This is a genomic window from Mesorhizobium sp. M0938, assembly GCF_040319125.1.
In the GTDB taxonomy this organism is placed as follows: domain Bacteria; phylum Pseudomonadota; class Alphaproteobacteria; order Rhizobiales; family Rhizobiaceae; genus Mesorhizobium; species Mesorhizobium robiniae.
The window spans coordinates 15,884-35,836 of record NZ_JAMYNS010000009.1 but is presented as its reverse complement, the minus strand read 5'-3'; the positions used below and the strand labels follow the sequence as shown (position 1 = coordinate 35,836).

Genomic DNA, 19,953 nt, shown 5'->3' with positions numbered 1-19,953 from the left:
CTATCGATATAGAATTGACGTAAACGTAAAGGTGCACAGACCGTGCCGTTTGCGATTTGTTTGTTGAAACCACGACTGGAAGCACGCCCCCGCTTCCACTCAGGCGACGCTTGGTCCGGGACCGCGGCGCCACCAGACGGGGAAAGCCAGTGACCATGAAACTTGTTTCGCCCGGCGAAGCCGCGGCCAATACCAATGACATGTCTGATCAAGCCGGCGAGGATTTTGTCCGCATCGGCGAGATGGCCAAGAAATACGGAGTAACGCTGCGCACGCTGCGTTTCTACGAGGACAAGGGCCTCCTCAATCCGCAGCGCGACGGCTCGACCCGTCTTTACACGCGCCGCGACAAGGCGCGTCTGAAGCTGATCCTGCTCGGCCGCAAGGTCGGGTTTTCGCTGCGCGACGTCAAGCAGATGATGGATCTTTATGACCCGACCGGTTCCAACACCAAGCAGTTGCGGCTGGCGCTCGACAAGTCGGAGAAGCAGCTTGCCCGCTTGCAGAAGCAGCGGGCGTTGATCGACGACGCCATCAACGAGTTGAGCAACTCGATGGCGGCGGTGCGTCAGATGCTGAGCGAACGTTCCGCGCTCCAGGCCAGCGCCGCCAGATAGTTCGGCTTCGCCGGCTTCCGGTCAACGTCCTTCTGGCGAGTGAGAGCCGCGCGGCCTTGGCTGCGCGGCTGTTTCCGCTGTCTTTCCGTTGCGTTGGAAGAATACGTTCCAATCGTTGCCACTGGCTTCAATGGCGTAGCACCCGCTACGCTTACGGGGCGAGACGCCGGGAAAATTTGTCGCAGCAAAAGATTGACGTTTACGCAAACGTCAACTTTTGCTATTCCGAGCCGAGTAGTGCTCCGCATGCTGTCCCCGACATGATTTTTGGGGCCTGATTTTTCGGGGCCAAGCCGCATGGTGGAGGAAACGCATGCCGATCTACAGGGCGCCGGTCCAGGACACGCTGTTCGTGCTGAACGAGGTGCTTGGGTACCAACGCTACTCCAATCTTTCCGGATTTTCCGACGCGACGCCGGATGTAGTCGAGGCTATCCTCTCCGAGGGCGCGAAACTCGCCGAAAATGTCATGCAGCCGCTCAACCGCGTCGGGGACATGGAGGGCTGCGTGCGCCATGACGACGGTTCGGTGACGACGCCGAAAGGCTTCAAGGAAGCCTTTGACCAGTACCGCGAGGGCGGTTGGATGGGGTTGGCCGCACCGGTCGAATTTGGCGGCCAGGGCCTGCCTTACGCGGTGCATACGGCTGTTTCCGAATATATGATTTCGGCCAACATGTCGCTGATGATGTATCCCGGCCTGACGCAGGGCGCGATCGCGGCGATCATTACCCACGGCACCGACGAGCAGAAGGCGACATGGCTGCCAAAGTTGGTCGAAGGCGTCTGGACTGGCACCATGAACCTGACCGAACCGCATTGCGGTACCGATCTCGGTCTGCTGCGCACCAAGGCGGTTCCCAACGGCGACGGTACCTACAGGATTTCAGGCCAGAAGATATTCATATCGGCCGGCGAGCACGACATGTCCGCCAACATCGTTCACCTGGTGCTGGCCCGCATCGAGGGCGCACCGGAAGGTGTGAAAGGCATCTCGCTGTTCATCGTGCCGAAATTCAAGCTCGATGCATCAGGCAATCCGGGTGAGAAGAACACCGTCTCCTGCGGCTCGATTGAAGAGAAGATGGGCATCCACGGTAATTCGACCTGCGTCATGAACTATGACGAGGCGCAAGGTGTGCTGCTCGGCCAGGCCAATGGCGGGCTGAAGGCCATGTTCACGATGATGAACGAGGCCCGGCTTGGCGTTGGCCTGCAAGGGCTTTCGCTGTCGGAGGTCGCCTATCAGAACGCTGTATCCTACGCCAAGGATCGCCTGCAGGGCCGCTCGCTGTCCGGGCCGAAGGCGCCGGACAAGAAAGCCGACCCGATCATCGTTCATCCCGACATCCGCCGCAGCCTGATGACGATGAAGGCCTTCAACGAGGCAGGTCGCGCCCTGGCGCTGTGGACAGCGATCAAGTCGGACATTGCCCACCGCTCAGACGACGACAACGACCGCCGGGCTGCCGACGACTACACCGGCCTGATGACGCCGGTGGTCAAGGGCGTGCTTACCGACAAGGGCTTCGACCACGCTGTGATGGCGCAGCAAGTGTTCGGCGGCCACGGCTATATCGAAGAGCACGGCATGAGCCAGTTCGTGCGTGATGCTCGAATCGCGATGATCTACGAGGGCGCCAACGGTATCCAGGCGCTCGACCTCGTCGGCCGCAAGCTCGGCTTGAATGGCGGCCGCGCCGTGCAGGCTTTCTTCAAGGAGGTCGGCGAATTCTGCGAGGAAAACCGCGCTGATGAGAAGATGGCGCCGTTCACCAAGGCGCTGAAGAAGGGTCTCAACGATCTGCAGGCGGCGACGATGTGGCTGATGCAGAACGGCATGGCCAAGCCCGACAACGCCGGTGCCGCATCGACCGACTACATGCATCTCTTCGGCCTTGTGGCGCTGGGCTACATGTGGGCGCAGATGGCCAAGGCAGCCAGGGCGAAATTGGCGAATGGTGCCGATAGTTCTTCGGCCTTCTACGATAGCAAGCTGGTGACGGCGCGCTTCTTCATGGAGCGGATCATGCCGGAGACGTCGGCGCATCTCGCCCGCATCTCCAGCGGCGCCGATACGTTGATGGCACTGCCGGCGGATGCGTTCTAAGTTCGACGTTCCCCTCCCCTTGAGGGGAGGGTGGCCCGAAGGGCCGGGGGGGCCTGCGTGCAGTGCGCCAACCTCTATTCCGGTGACGTGCCTTGGGAGGAGAATGATCGCAAATGCCGTGGCATATGACACAGGTTGCAAAAGGTAAGGCCGAGCACGTCACCGGCAACCCCACCCGGCCGCTTCGCGGCCACCCTCCCCTCGAGGGGGAGGGGAACGTTGGCGCCGGAGGAATGGCATGACAAATCCTGCCGAAGTGCTTGCTTTACCCAAACCCGCCTGGGCTGCGGACGAGGTCGGCATGCTCTACGACATGGCGCACCGCTTCATGTCGGAAGAGATCGCGCCGCGCTATGACGAGTTCGAGAAGAACGAGATGGTCGACCGCGAGTGCTGGCTAAAGGCGGGTGCGGCCGGCCTGCTCTGCGCATCAATGCCGGAGGAATATGGCGGTTCGGGCGGGACATTCGCGCATGAGAGCGCCATCATCGAGGCGATCGGTCATGTCGGCGTCGACGGTTTTGGCATCGGCCTGCACAATTCGATCGTCGCCCCTTACATCCTCCACTACGGCTCGGAGGAGCAGAAGAAGAAGTGGCTGCCGAAACTGGCGACCGGCGAGCTGATCGGCGCCATCGCCATGACCGAGCCCGGCGCCGGCTCCGACCTGCAGGGCGTCAAGACGCGAGCCGAGAAGGATGGCAACCAGTACAAGGTCAACGGCTCGAAGACTTTCATCACCAATGGCCAGCTCGCCAACTTCATCATCGTCGTTACCAAGACCGACCCGGACAAGGGCGCCAAGGGAACTTCGCTGATCGTCGTCGAGACCGAGGAGGTGGAAGGGTTCGAGCGCGGCCGCAACCTCGACAAGATCGGGCTCAAGGCCAACGACACGTCGGAACTGTTCTTCAACGATATGCGCGTGCCGACCTCCAATCTGCTCGGCTACGAGGAAGGCCAGGGCTTCGTCCAGCTGATGCAGCAATTGCCGCAGGAGCGGCTGCAGATCGGCACCGGCGCTATTGCGATGGTCGAGCGGGCGCTGGCGCTGACCATCGACTACGTCAAGGAGCGCAAGGCCTTCGGCAAGGCGATCATCGATTTCCAGAATACCCAGTTCAAGCTGGCCGAACTGAAGACCGAGGCGACCATCGGCCGCGTCTTCTACAATGACTGCGTCGCCCGCCACATCGATGGCGGCCTCGACCCGGTCACGGCCTCGATGGCCAAATACTGGCTTTCCGACCTGCAGGGAAAAGTCGTCGACGAATGCCTTCAATTGCATGGCGGCTATGGCTACATGAATGAGTACCCGATCGCCCGCATGTTCCGCGACGCCCGCGTCCAGCGTATCTACGGCGGCACCAACGAGATCATGAAATTGCTGATCGGGCGCTCTCTCTGAGCGACTTTTCAGCAAACCCAAGGAGCAGGAAAATGGCCGAAGCTTACGTCTATGACGCCGTGCGCACGCCGCGTGGCAGGGGCAAGAAGGATGGCTCGCTGCACGAAGTGCCGGCGGTGCGGCTCGGCGCCAAGGTGCTCGAAGCGATCCGCGACCGCAACGGGCTGGACACCGGCTCCGTCGACGATATCATCTTCGGCTGCGTCGATCCGGTCGGCGAGGCCGGTTCTGTCATTCCGCGCGCTGCCGCCTTCGAGGCAGGCTATGCGACCACGGCGCCCGGCATGCAGATCTCGCGCTTCTGCGCCTCAGGCCTGGACGCGATCAATTTCAGCGCGGCCAAGATCGCGCAAGGCGCCGACGAGATCGTGATTGCCGGCGGCGTTGAATCGATGTCGCGCGTCGGCATGGGCGCATCCGGTGGCGCCTGGTTCATGGACCCTTCGGTTGGCCTGCCGGGCTGGTTCGTTCCGCAAGGCATTTCGGCTGATCTGATTGCCACCAAATACGGCTTTTCCCGTGACGACGTCGACGCCTATGCGGTCGAGAGCCAGAAGCGTGCCGCCAAGGCCTGGGGCGAGGGCCGCTTCAAGAATTCGGTGATCTCGATCAAGGACCAGAATGGTCTGACCATCCTCGACCATGACGAGCATATGCGGCCTTCGACCGACATGCAGTCGCTGGCGGCACTCAACCCGTCTTTCGTCATGCCCGGCGAAATGGGCGGCTTTGATGCAGTCGCGGTGCAGAAGCACCCCGAGGTGGAGGAGGTCAATCACGTCCATCACGCCGGCAATTCGTCCGGCATCGTCGACGGCGCGGCGGCCGTTCTGCTCGGGTCCAAGAAGGCTGGAAAGACGCTCGGCCTGAAGCCGCGCGCACGCATCCGCGCATTTGCCAATATCGGCTCGGAACCGGTGCTGATGCTTACCGGTCCGGTCGACGTGACCGAAAAGCTGCTGAAGCGCGCCAAGATGAAGCTGTCGGACATCGATCTGTTCGAGCTTAACGAGGCTTTCGCCTCGGTGGTGCTGCGCTACATGCAGGCGTTCGACATTTCGCACGACAGGATCAACGTCAATGGCGGCGCCATCGCCATGGGCCATCCGCTCGGCGCCACCGGCGCGATGATCTTCGGAACGGTGCTGGACGAACTGGAGCGCCGCGACCTGAACACCGCGCTGGTGACGCTTTGCATCGGCGCCGGCATGGGCACCGCAACGATCATCGAACGCGTCTGACGGGAGAGAGACCGATGAGCTACACCAATTTCACCCTCGACATCGACGCAGACGGCATCGCGCTGATCACCTGGGATATGCCCGACAGGTCGATGAATGTCTTCACCGAAGACGCGATGCTGGAACTGAACGCTATCGTCGACAAGGTGGCGAGCGACGCGGCGATAAAGGGGGCGGTCATCACCTCCGGCAAAGACACGTTTTCCGGCGGTGCCGACATCACCATGCTGCAGAAGATGCTGTCGACCTTCGCAGCCGACAAAGCCAGGGACCTGAACAAGGCGACCAAGGTGCTGTTCGACAATGCCGGCTATATGACGGGCCTGTTCCGCAAGCTGGAAACCTCAGGCAAGCCATGGGTGTCGGCGATCAACGGCACCTGCATGGGCGGCGCGTTCGAGCTGTCGCTCGCCTGCCACGGCCGCGTCGCGGCCGATTCCGACAAGGTCAAGATGGCGCTCCCCGAAGTGAAGATCGGTATCTTCCCGGGTGCCGGCGGCACCCAGCGCGTGCCGCGGCTGACCGACCAGCAGCAGGCGCTGCAGATGCTGACTTCCGGCCAGACGCTGTCGCCGCAGAAGGCCAAGTCGATGGGCTTGATCCACGAGATCGCTGAGCCGCAAAAGCTGGTCGAGACCGCCAAGGCCATGATCAAAAATGGCTTGAAGCCGGTGGCGCCGTGGGACGAGAAGGGCTTCAAGCTGCCCGGCGGCCCGATCTATTCGGTGGCCGGCGCCAATCTGTGGCCGCCGGCAATCGCCATCCTGCGTCGCGAGACCTATGGCAACTATCCTGCTGCCGCTGCCATCCTGAAATGCGTCTATGAAGGCCTGCTGGTGCCGTTCGACACCGCCCTGCGCATCGAGCAGCGTTATTTCACCGAGATCATGCAGACCAGGGAAGCGGCGGCGATGATCCGCTCGCTGTTCGTGTCGCTGCAGGAATTGAACAAGGGTGCGCGCCGCCCGGCCGGCGTGCCGGAAACCAAGTTCAAGAAGATCGGCGTGCTCGGCGCCGGCTTCATGGGGGCTGGCATCGCCTATGTCACGGCCAAGGCCGGCATTCCGGTGGTGCTGCTCGACCGCGATACGGAAGCTGCCGCCAAGGGCAAGGCGCATTCGGACGGCCTGATCTCGGATCAGGTCAGGAAAGGCCGCGCCAAGCCAGAGGACAAGGACAGACTGCTGTCGCTGATCACGCCGACGGCGGACTATGCCGATCTTGCCGGCTGCGACCTGGTGGTCGAGGCGGTGTTCGAGGACTCGGGCGTCAAGAAGGACGCCACCGAAAAGGCAGAGGCCGTGTTGAAGCCGTCCGCGGTCTTTGCATCGAACACCTCCACCATCCCGATCACCTCGCTGGCGAAGAATTCGGCGCGGCCGAAGAATTTCATCGGCATCCATTTCTTCTCGCCGGTCGACAAGATGATGCTGGTCGAGATCATTTTGGGCAAGAAGACGGGCGACAAGGCGTTGGCCACCGCGATCGACTTCGTCCGCGCCATCAAGAAGACGCCGATCGTCGTCAACGACACGCGCGGCTTCTACGTCAACCGCTGCGTGCTGCGCTACATGTCTGAAGCCTACAAGATGCTGATCGAGGGCATTCCGGCGCCGATGATCGAGAATGCGGCGAAGGCCGCCGGCATGCCGGTCGGTCCTTTGGCGCTCACGGACGAAACGGCGATCGACCTTGCCCAGAAGATCATGAAGCAAACCATCAGGGATCTCGGCGACAAGGCGGTCGACCCGAAGCAGATGGCGCTGATAAACACGCTGGTCGATACGCATGGCCGTTTCGGCCGTAAGAACGGCAAGGGTTTCTACGACTATCCGCAAAAGCCTGCCAAGAAGAAGCTGTGGCCGGGGCTGAAGGATCTCTATCCGCAGATGGCGCCCGAAAAAGTCGACTACGAGGAACTGAAGCAGCGGCTCCTGGTCACCATCGCGCTGGAGGCGGCGCGGGTGATGGAGGAGGGCATCGTCACCGATCCGCGCGAAGCCGATGTCGGCTCGATCCTCGCCTTCGGCTTCGCGCCCTTCACCGGCGGCGTGCTGTCCTACATCGACGGCTTCGGTGCGAAGAAATTCGTCAAGATCGCCAAGGGTCTGCAGAAGAAGTACGGAGCCGAGTTCAAGGCGCCCAAGCTCCTGCTCGACATGGCGGAGAAGGGCGAGACCTTTTATCAGCGCTTCGATCCCTACGCGAAGGGCGAGGTGAAGAAGGCGGCATGACGCCGCCTTCGGTGGTGGACAAAATCACGGCCACCGGTTAGAACGGGGAAGGTATTTTTTCCTGTTCTGAAGGAGAGCGAAAGTGCTCTCACATGATCGCGTATGGGCCGCTATCGACGCTCTCGCCGAGCGCTATTCGCTCTCGGCCTCGGGGCTGGCGAAGCGCGCGGGCCTCGATTCGACTGCCTTCAACAAGTCGAAGCGGCTGTCCTCGGACGGGCGGCCGCGCTGGCCGTCGACCGAATCGCTGGCCAAGATCATCGAGGCGACGGGCGCCTCGCTCGACGAATTCACGGGCCTGGTCGAAGGCCGGGGCAAGCCCGGGCTCGGATCCCTGCCCGCGCAGAGGTCTTCCGTGCCGCTGCTCGGCTTCGCCCAGGCCGGCGCCGGCGGCTTCTTCGACGATGCCGGCTTTCCGGCGGGGCAGGGCTGGGACCTGATCGAGCTGCCGGCACAAGCGACCGAAACCTCCTATGCGCTGCAGGTCCAGGGCGATTCCATGCTGCCACTCTACCGCGACGGCGATGTCCTGATCGTCGAGCCGGGCGCCGCCACCCGCAAGGGCGACCGGGTCGTCGTCAAGACCAATGCCGGCGAGGTGATGGCCAAGGTCCTGGACCGTCAGACGGCGAAGTCGATCATGCTGGTCTCGCTCAATCCTGATCACCCCGACCGCGACATCCCGATGCGCGATGTCGAATGGGTGGCGCGGATTGTCTGGGCAAGCCAGTAGGGGCGGCCGGTGCGTCCGCTCCACGCCGCCGCTGCGGTGTTGACGATACTGGCAATAGGGGCCGCGATCGTCACCGGTGGCCGCGCCGTAATGCGTGTCGAAAACGGCCGTGTCGCAGCTCGGCCGCAGGCCAGTATGGCGGCGCAATCAGAAGCGCCTGCTACATCAGCGATTCCCCGATCCGAGGTGGCAAGGCCGGAGGCGCATTCCAGGGCCATCGATCCCGAGGTCGTCGCGCCGCCGCAGCTTCAGGCCGAAGAGCTTGAGCGGGTCGAGCCGCGCGCGCCGCTGAGCGAGCTGGCGCTGGCCAGACCGCCCAAACCGCCGAAGCCGAAAATGCCCGACGACTGGAACGGGACGAAACTGTTTCAGCCGGTCGCGCCGGCCGCAGGAGTGATCGAGGCCAAGGGCTACTCGGTCGCGATTTCCGGTATCGAGATTGTCAGGCAGGACGAAACTTGCACCGACGGCGCCAAGTCCTGGACGTGCGGCACCCGGGCACGAACGGCGTTCCGTGCCTTCCTGCGCGGCCGCGCGGTGGTCTGCACAGTGCCGCCCGAGGGCGGCCGCGACCTGATCGCCGCCGAATGCCGCGTTGGCAACCAAGATGTCGGCCAGTGGTTGATCGAAAACGGCTGGGCACGCGCCGCCAATAACGGTCCTTACGTCGAGGCCGGCGAGAAGGCGCGTACGGCGAGGAAGGGCATTTTCGGGCCGGCGCCCAGCCTCTCCGGCCTGCCTCCGGCGCCAGCCCCGGTCGCGGCTACATCGCAGCCGGCGCAGCCGATTCTCGATCCATCGGCGACGACGGCCACACCGCCAACCGAGAAGACGGCTACGCCGCCAGCTGACCAGCCAACGCCTTCTGAATGAGCGCGCGGGTTTCTGCGATGCCGTAGAGCGCGGCGAAGGAACCGAAGCGTGGACCGCGCTCCTGTCCGATCAGCACCTGATAGATCATCTGGAAGAAGGCGACGGAGACGCCGGGACCGCCTTCCGGGCTCTGCTTCGAATGGTCCTGATAGCGCTCGATTTTGCGCGCGACGTTGAGGGCGGCGTTCTGGATCACCTCGCCATCGGCGTCTGACGGCAATGCAGCGAGCGCTTCGGAGAGCTTCGTCAGCGCCTCGCGCTCGACCGCGTCGGCGGCTCGGTACACCTTGGCCGGCCTTACGAAATCGTCGAAATAACGGATCGCATATTCGGCCAGCCGGTCGAGCTCGGGGTGGGTCTTCGGCGTGACGCCCGGTGCATGACGCGAAATGAACCCCCACAGCACGTCCCTGTTCTGCGCGTTCGAAGCACTGACCAGATTGAGCAGCAGCGCAAACGACACGGGCAGGTCGACGGCAGGCGGATTACCATCGTGCATATGCCAGACTGGATTGCCCAGCCGCTCCTTCCACTCCTGCCGGCGATAAGCGGACAGAAAGGCGTAATACTCGTCCACCGCCTTCGGAATGACGTCGAAATAGAGCTTCTTGGCCTGCCGCGGCCGTTGGTACATGTAGAGCCCGAGGCTTTCGGTCGGCGCGTAAGTCAGCCACTCGTCTATGCTCAGTCCGTTGCCCTTCGACTTCGAGATCTTCTGGCCGTTCTCGTCCAGGAATAGCTCATAGACAAAATGCTCCGGCGCCCGCCCACCCAGGATGTTGCAGATACGGTCGTAGATCACCGCATTCGTCTGGTGGTCCTTGCCGAACATTTCGAAATCGACGCCGAGCGCCGCCCAACGCATGCCGAAATCCGGCTTCCATTGCAGCTTCACCTTGCCGCCGGTTATGGGAAGCGTCGTCTCGGTACCGTCATCGTCGAAGGTGATCGTTCCGGCCGTGGCGTCGACATGCTTCATGGGGACGTAAAGCACGCGGCCGCTCTTTGGGGAAATCGGCAAGAACGGACTGTAGGTCGCCTGGCGCTCTTCGCCGAGCGTCGGCAACATCACGTCCATGATTTTGTCGAAGCGTTCGGCAGCACGCAGCAGAACTTCGTCGAAACGGCCAGCCTTGTAGTATTCCGTCGCGCTGGCGAACTCGTAGTCGAAGCCGAACGTGTCCAGGAAGCGGCAAAGCATTGCGTTGTTGTGGTCTGCGAAGCTGGCATAGTCGCCGCCGAAAGGATTGGGGACGGACGAGAGCGGCTTGTGCAGGTGCGGCTCGAGTGCGGCGCGATCGGGGACGTTGTCCGGAATCTTGCGCATACCGTCCATGTCGTCGGAAAAGCACAAGATCTTGGTCTTGACCGTGTCCCCGGTAAGCACACGGAAGGCGTGGCGCACCATCGAGGTGCGTGCGACCTCGCCGAAAGTACCGATATGCGGCAGCCCCGACGGACCGTAGCCGGTCTCGAACAGTACGGTCTCGGGAAAGTCGGTGCCTTTGTAGCGCTCTACGATCTTCCTGGCTTCCTCGAACGGCCATGCTTTGCTTTCAGCCGCTGCCGCAAGCACCTCAGGATTGAGATCGATGATGTTTGATCCCGCCATGTCACTGTTTTCCAAATCATTCGCCGGCATCGCCGCAAACAAGGGGGCCGGAACCAGGTTTTTCAACCGGTCTCTAGGCGCGCGTGCCGTGGGCGTCAACGATCGCGGCTCTTTTTCCTTGCGGCGTCGATGCCTCGTTCCTAACTTCGGAGCCCGTTTGAGGAGTTTTCAGATGTCGTTGCCGCCGCATGAAGCCCTGATCTACTTGATGGTCATCACCTCCGCGTCCGATCGCGACATGACCGATGTCGAACTGGCGCGAATTGGCGACGTCGTTCGCTCGTGGCCGGTGTTCGAGGATTTCGACCACGACCGGCTGGTCGGCGTCGCTCAGGACTGCCAAAAGATGCTGCATGAAAAGGACGGGCTGGAAGGCGTGTTAGCGCGCGTCTCAGAGGCACTGCCCGAGCGGCTGCTTGACACCGCCTACGCCGCAGCTTTCGAGGTTGCTGCCGTCGACCTCGAAATGCGCTTGGAGGAGGTGAGGGTGCTACAGCTTATTCGTCGCCAGCTCGATCTCGACACGCTCACCGTTGCCGCCATCGCCCGGGCCGCCAAGGCTCGCCTTCGCACGCTGACCTGATCCGAGCCCCGAACGTTCAGAAAAAACCGAGCGGGCCGGATCAGAAAAAACCGAGCGGGCCGGATCAGAAAAAACTGACCGGGAAATAGCGCAGATAGAATTCGGCGAAGATGCCCTTCACCGAAATCTCTTGCAATGCGTAATCGAACGCCGCGGCCAGCGCCGGATCGCCGGCCCTTGTGGCGATGGCCATGCCCGATCCCAGATATTCGGGCGCAAGATAGGGGCCTCCAGCAAAGCGGCAGCAGGCCGCGGCATCCGAACCGCCCAGCCAGAAGGCGAAGCGCATGCCGTCGCCGAACGCCGCGTCGACCTTGCCGGCCTTGAGATCATCGTAGAGCTCTTCCGGTCGGTCGAAGGGGACGACCTGAACGCTGCCGAAATAATCGCGCAGCATCCGCTCATGCGCTGAGCCGGCGACCACGCCGACGTGTTTGCCGTGAAGTCTGTCGAAGATCGGTTCTGTGAGCGCTTTTGTCTTCTGCATGATGAAACGCGCCGGAAACTGCAGGTAAGAGCGCGAGAAGGCATATTTCGACCGCGACCCCGGCGTGGCGGCGATGCCGGCAATGATCGCTTCGCCTTCGCCCTTCTGCAGTGCTCCTTCGAGCTCAGCCCAGGGCAGCGCCTGGATCTGGCATTTTTCCGCAACGCCGAGTTCGGTGCAGATCGCGCGCGCCAGATCGACGTGGAAGCCGGACAAGCGGCCTGCGCCGTCGAGGAAATTGAAAGGCGGGAAATCGGTGGTGGTCAGGAATCTCAGACGTGGCAGCGCGGAAAGATCGGGCTTCGGCAGCCGCTCCTTGGCATCCCACAGCACCGGCACTTGCGGCTCCGCGGCACGCGCACCCGTGAGCCATTGTGCTCCCGTCATTGCCAGCATCAAGACGATGGATATCCACCGAATTACCACGATCGAGCTCCGTCCTGTCCTGTCCAATGTGGCTTTTGGTACGAAAATGACACAGGCACAACGGTTTTTGATTTCATCACGCCGATTTAGGGATATGCTTTGGCGAGCTTGCAAACATGTGTGGCGTCGGCTGGAAGGGCAGTTGCAAGGCGCTGTAAACAGAGGAGAGCAGGTTTGTAATCCGGGGTTGATGGCAAAGTGCAGGTCAATGCACTGGACCCGTTGATCTCAACGCGGAAGGCAACATGGGGTAGATGTTGCGATGGGCCACTTCGATAGAACACTGGAATTCATAGATCAGCTGCAGCATGCCAGTACGGCAGCGGCGGTCTGCGAGAAACTGCTTGGCATAACCTCGGAGTTCGGCCTGACGGCGCTGATGGCCGGGACGGTTCCGCAGCCAGGCACGCCGCGAGGCCAGCAAAAGAACCATGTGCTGCTTTGTGACTGGCCGGGAGAATGGCTGGAGCGCTATGTGGCGCGCAACTACGTCGACCATGACCCGGTCGTCAGCCATATGAAGCAGCTCCAGGCGCCGTTCCAGTGGCGGGAAGCATCTCAGGGCATTCGCATCGACAAGAGCAGTGGCGAAGTCATGGGCGACGCCAGCGAATTCAAGCTGCGCGACGGCATGGCATTCCCCCTGGTCACGCTCGATGGCCAGATCGTCATGGTGTCGCTCGGCGGCGAGGCCGTGGAACTGTCGGAAGCCGAGTTCGGGCAGGTGTCGTTGGCGGCGACCTATGCGATCGGCCGCGCCATGCAACTCCATACGATGGCGGCCAAGACCATCGACCACGTCGAACTAACGCCGCGTGAGCGCGAATGCATGCAATGGGCCGCCGTCGGCAAGTCCGAATGGGAGATTTCACAGATTCTCGGCATTTCGGAACACACGTCAGAGAAACACCTTCTTAACGCCAAAAGCAAACTCGGCGCCGTCAACCGAGTGCAGGCGGTCGCGGAAGCGATAAGGCGCGGCTATATTAGCTAGCTCGGCCGCGCCGGCCTAGAAATTCTTGCCTACGTGATCGCGTAATTTTCTGGGGAAAGCCCGGCCGTATCTTCCTATTGAACCCAGGAGACGGCAGATGCTTTTTTCCCTTACCACACAGGAACTTATGGAACGCCCCGACCTTTGGGAGGCCGTTCATCGTTTGCGCTACAAGATTTTCGTCGAGGAAATGGGGTGGACCGACCTGCAACGTCCCGACGGCCTTGAGGTCGATCAGTTCGACCACGACGAGGCGGTGCATCAGCTCGTCATTCGCAACGGCGAACTTGCCGGCTATCAGCGGATGTTGCCGACAACGCGGGCGCATCTTCTGACCGAGGTGCTGGCGGACCTCTATGAAGGGACGCCGCCGTCCGGGCCGAGCGTCTGGGAACTGACCCGCTATGCTGTGGCCCCGGGCTTCCGAGACGGCAAGCGCGGCGTATCGACGGTCGGCACCGAGCTCATTGCCGGCTTCGTCGAGTGGGGGCTGAAACGCAACGTCAATCAGGTGATCATCGAGTTCGAGCCGATGTGGGTCCTGCGGGCGCTGCAATTGCACTTCCTGGCGAAGCCGCTTGGCTACCAGCGCACCTATGGCAACCAGCAGGTCGTCGCCACGCTGCTCACCTTCAACGACCATACGCTTGAGGTGATCCGTTCGCGTCGCAGTCATTTCGCGCCGGTGCTGGCCAGGGGATATCCCGACAGGCTCGGACTGAGGCAGGCCTCGTGAGATGGAGACGGCCATGAACGCCCACACGCAAACAGAGTTCCGCAACCATACGCTGATCGTCACGGTGTCGTCGGATGACGGCCGGCCGGTCTTGGACAGGCGAGCCTATGAAAGCCTGGCCAAGACCTTCCATGAAGCCGCAGTCGACGATGACGTACGCGTCGTGGTGCTGCGCGGCCTCGCCGGCTGCTTCTGCCTCGGGGGCGACTTCTCCGAGTTCCTCGATGCCACCAAGCATCAACGGTTGATCGCCGCCGTCACCGACATGTTCCGCACGTTGGCGACGTTCCCCAAACCGGTGCTTGCCTGTGTCGATGGCGACGCCGTCGGCGTCGGCTGCACCATCCTGTTCCATTGCGATATGGTGATCGCATCTGATGAAAGCACGTTTCGGGTGCCGTTCGTCGATTTCGGCCTCGTGCCGGACGCGGCGACCAGCATCCTGGCGCCGCAGAAACTCGGTTATGCCGGCGCTTTCCGTTTCTTCTGCCTGGGCGACACGCTCAGTGCCGAGGACGCCAGGATGCTTGGGCTGGTCACGGAGATCGTTGTGGACGGCAGCGTCGAGGAAGCTGCGCTTGGCAGAGCCAGGCAACTCGCCAAGAAGCCGGTCGCCGCACTGCTGCAGACGCGCGACCTGCTCAAGGGCGACACAGGCGCGCTTTGCGATCGCATCGACCAGGAGATTTCGCTGTTTCAGCAGGCGTTGCAGGACGACACCACACTGCGGCGGCTGCAGCGGATTGCCCGGCTGGCGGCGTGATAAGTCATTCGGGAGAATGACAAGAATATCCGTAATCGTGCCGCGCGTCCTTGAGGCGCGCGGCAGTGCTCAGGCCCCTGTTCCCAGGAACGAAGGTCCTTCCCCGATGATCTTCTTGTCTTCTTTGCCGATGCCGTCGAGATCGCGCCCCTCATAGGGAAGCGACAACAGAATGCGCCGGATGACGGCAAGTCGCGCGCGCCGCTTGTCATTGGCCCGCACGATGATCCAGGGCGCAAATTCCCGGTGCGTGCGTTCGAACATCAGATCACGCGCCTTGGTGTAGTCGTCCCATTTGGCGATGCCGGCAATGTCGATCGGCGAGAATTTCCAGCTTTTCAAAGGACTCCAACGGCGATCGTGAAACCGCTCAAGCTGTGTTTCCCGACCGATGTTCAGCCAGAACTTGAAGAAATAAATGCCTTCGTTGCAGATCATCCGTTCAAAATTCGGCGTCTCGTCTAGGAACTTCTGATGCTGCTCCGGCGTGCAGAAGCCCATGACCGGCTCGACGCCGGCACGATTGTACCAGGAGCGATCGAAAGTGACGAACTCGCCGGATGTCGGAAACTGCGCGACATAGCGCTGGAAATACCACTGTCCGAGTTCGGTAGGCGTCGGCTTGGTCAGCGCTACGTTGCGCGCTGTCCGGGGGTTCAGGTATTGGCGCAGCACGAAAATCGTACCGCCCTTGCCGGCGGCATCGCGTCCTTCGAACAGCGACATCACCCGCTTGCCGGTCGATTGCAGCCATGCCTGCGCCTTGACCAGCTCGATCTGCAGCCGTTCGAGCGTCTCGTCATACTCGTCGCTATTCATTTTCTTGTCGTAGGGATAGCCGCCGGCGGTCAGCTTGTTGTCCTCGACCCAACCCGGAAGCTCGGGATTCTCGATGTCGAACTCGAACTCCTTGCCGTCGATCCGTATCTTCAGCGGACCAGCAACGGGCGCGGCGGCATCTTCCTTGGGATTTTTCATCGAGACGAACCTTTCCAGCTTCCGAACTCATGCTATTGGGAGCCTTACTGCATCAGCCCGAAAATCGGAATCGATTTTCGGTAAGAACGATGCAGCGGACTAAAGCTGGAAGAGCGTTCTTGTGCGTCCGATTGGACGCACGGCACTCTAATGCCGGTCCAGCGGCAAGTTTCCAACCGGCCGGCCGGTTGAGGCGGAGGCACGGCGCGCGCGAATGGCTGACAATGGCTGACATGGGCGCAGAACAGCGAAGCGCGGCTCAAGCCGTTGCCGTCCGGCTGTGGAACAACCGCTGGCTGCTGGCTGCCGGCATCGTCGCGGTCTTGACGGTCTATGTTTTCGCATCCGGCTACGCGGTGATACTGGCATGTGCCGGGCTGCTGCTTGTCGCCGCGATGCTGCCGGCCGGCGCACCGCGCCAGTCCGCCGAGGATGCCGCTGCGATAGAGACGAGCGGGCTGCAACAGCTGTCGGGAGAATATCTCGCGGCGGCCGTTGCAGATCCTCTGATCATTTTCGATCGCACCGCCACGATCGTCCATGCCAACGCCGCCGCCTTCGCTGCCTTCGGCGGTATCGCACCGGGCATGTCGCTGTCGCTGAAATTCCGTGCGCCAGAGATGCAGGCCTTGCTGGACAGCATTTTAACGGGGGTCGCCGCTTCGGACGTCGTCGACTATACCGAAAAGCTGCCGGTCGAACGCGCCTACCGGGTGAGTGCGTCCTCGGTCGGCCATGGCACCGACCTCTATGTTCTGGTCTTCAAGGACCAGAGTGAGGCGCGCCGGATCGACCGGATGCGCGCCGACTTCATCGCCAATGCCAGCCACGAACTGCGCACTCCGCTCGCCTCGATCTCCGGCTTTATCGAGACGTTGCGCGGCCCGGCCCGCAACGACCCGGCAGCACGCGAGCAGTTCCTGCAGATCATGCAGAACCAGACCGGCCGCATGGCGCGGCTGATCGACGACCTGTTGTCGCTGTCGCGACTGGAGATGAAACCCTATCTGAAGCCGGGAACCGAGGTCGACCTCCGCCAGACCCTCGACAGCGTCATCGATTCGCTCGGGCCGCTTGCCAGGGAGAACGGCATCGCCATCGAACGGGAGTTCGCGGAAGGGCCGCTCGATGTGCCCGGAGATCGCGACGAACTTTTCCAGGTCTTCGAAAATCTGCTGGAAAACGCTTGCAAATACGGACAGTCGGGCGGGCGTGTCGTGGTGACGATTGCGCACAACGATGCCGGCCCCGAGCCGGGCATCGACGTCACTGTCAGAGACTTCGGTCCCGGCATTCCCGAGGAGCACATTCCGCGCATCACCGAGCGCTTCTACCGTGTCGATGTCGAGAACAGCAGGACCCAGAAAGGCACCGGCCTCGGCCTGTCCATCGTCAAGCATATCCTGACACGTCACAACGCCAGGCTCTCGATCAAGTCGGAGGTGGGCAAGGGTGCTGTCTTCTCGGTTCATTTGCCGGCACACTAGCGCTGCGCTAGGTATCAACGGGCTTTTTCTTTTTTCTGTCATCCGGCTAGCGTATCAGCGGGGATTCGAGGAAACGACTCACTATGGAAGGCATTTCCATGCAGTCCGTGCACATCGTCAGCGCCTATGACGAGGAGCTGAAATACCTGTCAAAGCGCATCGCCGCGATGGGCGGGCATGCCGAACGCATGGTCGAACAAGCGATCGCGGCCCTGGTCAATGCCGACCCCGGCCTTGCCCAAAAGGTGATCCGCGACGATCTCGTTCTGGACGAAGGCCAGCGCGAGATCGACGACAAGGCGATCGTCATCATCGCCAAGCGTCAGCCGATGGCGACGGATCTGCGTGAGATCGTCGGCGCGATCCGCATCTCGGCGGACCTCGAACGGGTTGGTGATCTCGGCAAGAATGTCGCCAAGCGCGTGGTTGCCGTCACAGAAGGGCGCCAGCCGACCAGCCTGTTCCGTGGCATCGAGGCCTTGGCCGACCTGGCGTTGACGCAGCTCAAGGAAGTGCTCGACGTCTACGCATCGCGCTCGGTGGAAAAGATCGGTTTCGTGCGTGACCGCGACGACCAGATCGACGCGGTGTACACGTCGCTGTTTCGCGAGTTGCTGACCTACATGATGGAAGATCCGCGCAACATCACGCCTTGTACGCACCTGCTATTTTGCGCCAAGAACATCGAACGGATCGGCGACCACGCCACCAACATCGCCGAGACGATCTATTACATCGTCACCGGCGACCAGATGCCGGCCGAGCGGCCAAAGGGCGACAAGACGGACAAGATTGTTCTTCCGGCAGCGCTACCCGCTAAGTAAACGGCCAGAGCGAGAAGATCCCGTCTGAACTCATCTCGCTCTGCCTCTCGAACGCTTCATGAAACTGCGCTAAACTATCCGGACGTAAGCTTCTCAGTTCCGCGATGAAGGCCACGCTTTCAGGAGGCTGCGATGGAATATGTTCGGGAGTTCATGCCTGCGCCGCCGCCGACCAGCATCATCGCTTCCGGCGTCTAAACGGCCGGCCGGCGTATCGCCGACATTCCGATCGAGGAAGCTGGCGAATGGGCCAAGAAGCCAGACCATGTCGTCTGGATCGGCCTGCTGGAGCCCGACCGCAATCTGTTGCTTCGCGTCCAGGCGCAATTCCATCTGCATGATCTGGCGATCGAGGACGCAGAGCATCCGCATCAGCGGCCCAAGATCGAGCAATATGGCGACGCCTTGTTCATCGTTGCCCGCACGGCTCAATTGATCGACGGTCGTGTCACCTTCGGCGAAACCCATCTGTTCGTCGGTGCCGGCTACATCGTCAGCGTCAGGCACGGCCCATCAACCTCTTATGCCGCGGTTCGTCAGCACTGGGAAAGTTGCCCGCATTCGCTGGCCAAGGGCGAGGATTTCGTCCTCTACGCCATTCTCGATTTCATCGTCGATAACTACATGCCGGTGCTCGAGCAGATCGAGGATGAGGTCGAGGCGATCGAGGACAAGGTTCTGCTGAAACCTATGGCCGGCTCCGACATAGAACGGCTTTACATGTTGCGCCGCGACCTGTTGCGCCTGCGCAATGCGGCACTGCCGCTGGTGGAAGTCTGCCGCCGGCTGACCAGCGCCGACCTGCCGCAGATCCATGCGGCTATGCACCCTCTGTTCCGCGACGTCACCGACCACATCCGCACCGTCCAGGAGAAGATCGACAGCTTACGGGAGGTGCTCGCATTTGCCTTCGAGGCGAGCCTCCTGGTTGGCCAGAGCCAGGAAACGGCGATCACCAAGAAGCTCGCCTCATGGGCTGCAATCCTGGCGGTGCCGACGGCGCTCGCAGGCATCTACGGCATGAACTTCAACGACATGCCGGAACTTAGGATGGAATATGGCTACCCGGTCGTTCTGGGAGCGATTATTTTGGTCTGCTCAGTTCTCTACTGGCGTTTCCGCAAGAGCGGCTGGCTGTGAAAGAGAGCGAATAGCGAATAGTGAATAGTGAATAGAAACAGCTTTGGCCTTTGCAGAAAGGTGCAAGGTCTTTCTTGCCCTATTCGCTACTCCCTATTCGCCATTCGCTCAGCGGCTGCGCCGCCGCTCCGAAGCGGGCTGGAACGCAACCCGGGCGTGGTACTTGCAATAGGGCCCGGTTTCGGCCGCGTCGTTGCCGCAGAAATGGAACTCTTCCGAAAGCGGATCGCCATTGGGCCATTTGCATGTCCGCTCGGTCAGCTCGACGAGTTGAAGATGCCGTGAAATCGGCACGACGACATTCTCGACCGGGCGGATGTAATGACGCGCGACAGGCTCGGCGTCGAATTGCGCCTGCAGCGCCGTCGCGCCGATCGACGTGGTGATATGCCGCGCGGTGCTTGCTGCCCGTGACACCGATTTCTGGACGGTCGATCCCTGTACGCTCTTTTTCTGACGCGCCGGCGTGGCGGTTGAACGCCCGCGGCCCGACAGTTTCAGCCGATGCACTTTGCCGATGACCGCATTGCGGCTGACGCCTCCAAGCTGTGCGGCGATCTGGCTGGCGCTCAGTCCCTCCGACCACAATTTTCTAAGAAGTTCTACTCGCTCGTCAGTCCAGTTCATGACCGCGCTCCTGCTGAGGCGTGAGGCAATCGGAATCCAATCCCGACCCGGCTTCTGCCGGGCAGACACCACATATATCG

18 protein-coding genes are annotated in these 19,953 nt (G+C 61.7%); 14 read left to right on the top strand and 4 right to left on the bottom strand.

Features of this window, described 5'->3' with window-relative positions:
* Nucleotides 1-155 precede the first annotated feature (155 nt).
* The 7 genes from NKH73_RS17470 to NKH73_RS17440 all read left to right on the top strand — a co-directional run bounded on the left by NKH73_RS17470 (nt 156) and on the right by NKH73_RS17440 (nt 9,216).
* Nucleotides 156-617, top strand: coding sequence for a MerR family transcriptional regulator (locus NKH73_RS17470; protein WP_352934459.1), 462 nt, complete (start codon nt 156-158; stop codon nt 615-617).
* Nucleotides 618-930: 313 nt separating this feature from the next.
* Nucleotides 931-2,727, top strand: coding sequence for an acyl-CoA dehydrogenase (locus tag NKH73_RS17465; protein ID WP_352933912.1), 1,797 nt, complete (start codon nt 931-933; stop codon nt 2,725-2,727).
* A gap of 238 nt (nt 2,728-2,965) precedes the next feature.
* A complete protein-coding gene (locus NKH73_RS17460; RefSeq protein WP_352933909.1) occupies nt 2,966-4,135 on the top strand; it encodes an acyl-CoA dehydrogenase family protein in 1,170 nt (389 codons plus the stop codon).
* 32 nt (nt 4,136-4,167) lie between these two features.
* On the top strand, nt 4,168-5,376 hold the full coding sequence (locus NKH73_RS17455; protein ID WP_352933906.1) for an acetyl-CoA C-acetyltransferase: 1,209 nt from the start codon (nt 4,168-4,170) through the stop codon (nt 5,374-5,376).
* Nucleotides 5,377-5,390: 14 nt separating this feature from the next.
* On the top strand, nt 5,391-7,610 hold the full coding sequence (locus NKH73_RS17450) for an FAD-dependent oxidoreductase (RefSeq protein WP_352933903.1): 2,220 nt from the start codon (nt 5,391-5,393) through the stop codon (nt 7,608-7,610).
* 82 nt (nt 7,611-7,692) lie between these two features.
* Nucleotides 7,693-8,343, top strand: a complete 651-nt coding sequence (locus NKH73_RS17445) for a S24 family peptidase (protein WP_352933900.1) — start codon at nt 7,693-7,695, stop codon at nt 8,341-8,343.
* 9 nt (nt 8,344-8,352) lie between these two features.
* The gene (locus NKH73_RS17440) at nt 8,353-9,216 is read left to right on the top strand and encodes a thermonuclease family protein (RefSeq protein WP_352933897.1); all 864 of its coding nucleotides are present in this window, start codon (nt 8,353-8,355) and stop codon (nt 9,214-9,216) included.
* Here NKH73_RS17440 and NKH73_RS17435 read toward each other — a convergent pair.
* Complete coding sequence (locus tag NKH73_RS17435) at nt 9,179-10,828, bottom strand: lysine--tRNA ligase (protein WP_352933894.1); 1,650 nt, start codon at nt 10,826-10,828, stop codon at nt 9,179-9,181. The genes NKH73_RS17440 and NKH73_RS17435 overlap by 38 nt on opposite strands.
* 172 nt (nt 10,829-11,000) lie before the next feature.
* On the opposite strand from NKH73_RS17435, the gene NKH73_RS17430 reads away from it, so the two are divergent.
* Nucleotides 11,001-11,411, top strand: a complete 411-nt coding sequence (locus NKH73_RS17430; RefSeq protein ID WP_352933892.1) for a tellurite resistance TerB family protein — start codon at nt 11,001-11,003, stop codon at nt 11,409-11,411.
* A 64-nt stretch (nt 11,412-11,475) separates the two neighbouring features.
* Here the strand turns inward: NKH73_RS17430 and NKH73_RS17425 are convergent, their stop codons facing one another.
* Nucleotides 11,476-12,294: an ABC transporter substrate-binding protein gene (locus tag NKH73_RS17425; RefSeq protein WP_352934456.1), complete on the bottom strand. Its 819-nt coding sequence runs from the start codon at nt 12,292-12,294 to the stop codon at nt 11,476-11,478.
* 292 nt (nt 12,295-12,586) lie between these two features.
* Here NKH73_RS17425 and NKH73_RS17420 point away from each other — a divergent pair, with 292 nt between their 5' ends.
* From NKH73_RS17420 to NKH73_RS17410, 3 genes are all read left to right on the top strand, one after another.
* Nucleotides 12,587-13,318 carry a helix-turn-helix transcriptional regulator gene (locus NKH73_RS17420; RefSeq protein ID WP_352933889.1) on the top strand — a complete coding sequence of 244 codons (732 nt, stop codon included), beginning with the start codon at nt 12,587-12,589 and terminating at the stop codon, nt 13,316-13,318.
* 97 nt (nt 13,319-13,415) lie between these two features.
* Complete coding sequence (locus tag NKH73_RS17415; RefSeq protein WP_352933886.1) at nt 13,416-14,054, top strand: acyl-homoserine-lactone synthase; 639 nt, start codon at nt 13,416-13,418, stop codon at nt 14,052-14,054.
* Nucleotides 14,055-14,067: 13 nt separating this feature from the next.
* Nucleotides 14,068-14,817 carry an enoyl-CoA hydratase-related protein gene (locus NKH73_RS17410; protein WP_352933883.1) on the top strand — a complete coding sequence of 250 codons (750 nt, stop codon included), beginning with the start codon at nt 14,068-14,070 and terminating at the stop codon, nt 14,815-14,817.
* 69 nt (nt 14,818-14,886) lie between these two features.
* On the opposite strand, the gene ppk2 is transcribed toward NKH73_RS17410, so the two are convergent.
* On the bottom strand, nt 14,887-15,795 hold the full coding sequence (gene ppk2 / locus NKH73_RS17405; protein ID WP_352933880.1) for a polyphosphate kinase 2: 909 nt from the start codon (nt 15,793-15,795) through the stop codon (nt 14,887-14,889).
* 224 nt (nt 15,796-16,019) lie between these two features.
* Here ppk2 and NKH73_RS17400 point away from each other — a divergent pair, with 224 nt between their 5' ends.
* The 3 genes from NKH73_RS17400 to NKH73_RS17390 all read left to right on the top strand — a co-directional run bounded on the left by NKH73_RS17400 (nt 16,020) and on the right by NKH73_RS17390 (nt 19,246).
* On the top strand, nt 16,020-17,282 hold the full coding sequence (locus NKH73_RS17400) for an ATP-binding protein (RefSeq protein WP_352933877.1): 1,263 nt from the start codon (nt 16,020-16,022) through the stop codon (nt 17,280-17,282).
* Nucleotides 17,283-17,380: 98 nt separating this feature from the next.
* Complete coding sequence (gene phoU, locus NKH73_RS17395; RefSeq protein ID WP_352934453.1) at nt 17,381-18,106, top strand: phosphate signaling complex protein PhoU; 726 nt, start codon at nt 17,381-17,383, stop codon at nt 18,104-18,106.
* A 213-nt stretch (nt 18,107-18,319) separates the two neighbouring features.
* Nucleotides 18,320-19,246, top strand: a complete 927-nt coding sequence (locus tag NKH73_RS17390) for a magnesium and cobalt transport protein CorA (protein ID WP_352934450.1) — start codon at nt 18,320-18,322, stop codon at nt 19,244-19,246.
* 108 nt (nt 19,247-19,354) lie between these two features.
* Here the strand turns inward: NKH73_RS17390 and NKH73_RS17385 are convergent, their stop codons facing one another.
* On the bottom strand, nt 19,355-19,873 hold the full coding sequence (locus NKH73_RS17385; RefSeq protein WP_352933874.1) for a GcrA family cell cycle regulator: 519 nt from the start codon (nt 19,871-19,873) through the stop codon (nt 19,355-19,357).
* Between the last annotated feature and the right edge of the window lie 80 nt (nt 19,874-19,953).

Excerpts from the sequence above, each read along its gene's own strand:
- NKH73_RS17470 (WP_352934459.1), top strand. The coding sequence starts at position 156 with ATGAAACTTGTTTCGCCCGGCGAAGCCGCGGCCAATACCAATGACATG.
- NKH73_RS17465 (WP_352933912.1), top strand. The coding sequence starts at position 931 with ATGCCGATCTACAGGGCGCCGGTCCAGGACACGCTGTTCGTGCTGAAC.
- NKH73_RS17460 (WP_352933909.1), top strand. The coding sequence starts at position 2,966 with ATGACAAATCCTGCCGAAGTGCTTGCTTTACCCAAACCCGCCTGGGCT.
- NKH73_RS17455 (WP_352933906.1), top strand. The coding sequence starts at position 4,168 with ATGGCCGAAGCTTACGTCTATGACGCCGTGCGCACGCCGCGTGGCAGG.
- NKH73_RS17450 (WP_352933903.1), top strand. The coding sequence starts at position 5,391 with ATGAGCTACACCAATTTCACCCTCGACATCGACGCAGACGGCATCGCG.
- NKH73_RS17435 (WP_352933894.1), bottom strand. The coding sequence starts at position 10,828 with ATGGCGGGATCAAACATCATCGATCTCAATCCTGAGGTGCTTGCGGCA.
- NKH73_RS17430 (WP_352933892.1), top strand. The coding sequence starts at position 11,001 with ATGTCGTTGCCGCCGCATGAAGCCCTGATCTACTTGATGGTCATCACC.
- NKH73_RS17425 (WP_352934456.1), bottom strand. The coding sequence starts at position 12,294 with ATGCTGGCAATGACGGGAGCACAATGGCTCACGGGTGCGCGTGCCGCG.
- NKH73_RS17420 (WP_352933889.1), top strand. The coding sequence starts at position 12,587 with ATGGGCCACTTCGATAGAACACTGGAATTCATAGATCAGCTGCAGCAT.
- NKH73_RS17415 (WP_352933886.1), top strand. The coding sequence starts at position 13,416 with ATGCTTTTTTCCCTTACCACACAGGAACTTATGGAACGCCCCGACCTT.
- NKH73_RS17410 (WP_352933883.1), top strand. The coding sequence starts at position 14,068 with ATGAACGCCCACACGCAAACAGAGTTCCGCAACCATACGCTGATCGTC.
- ppk2 (WP_352933880.1), bottom strand. The coding sequence starts at position 15,795 with ATGAAAAATCCCAAGGAAGATGCCGCCGCGCCCGTTGCTGGTCCGCTG.
- NKH73_RS17400 (WP_352933877.1), top strand. The coding sequence starts at position 16,020 with ATGGCTGACATGGGCGCAGAACAGCGAAGCGCGGCTCAAGCCGTTGCC.
- phoU (WP_352934453.1), top strand. The coding sequence starts at position 17,381 with ATGCAGTCCGTGCACATCGTCAGCGCCTATGACGAGGAGCTGAAATAC.
- NKH73_RS17385 (WP_352933874.1), bottom strand. The coding sequence starts at position 19,873 with ATGAACTGGACTGACGAGCGAGTAGAACTTCTTAGAAAATTGTGGTCG.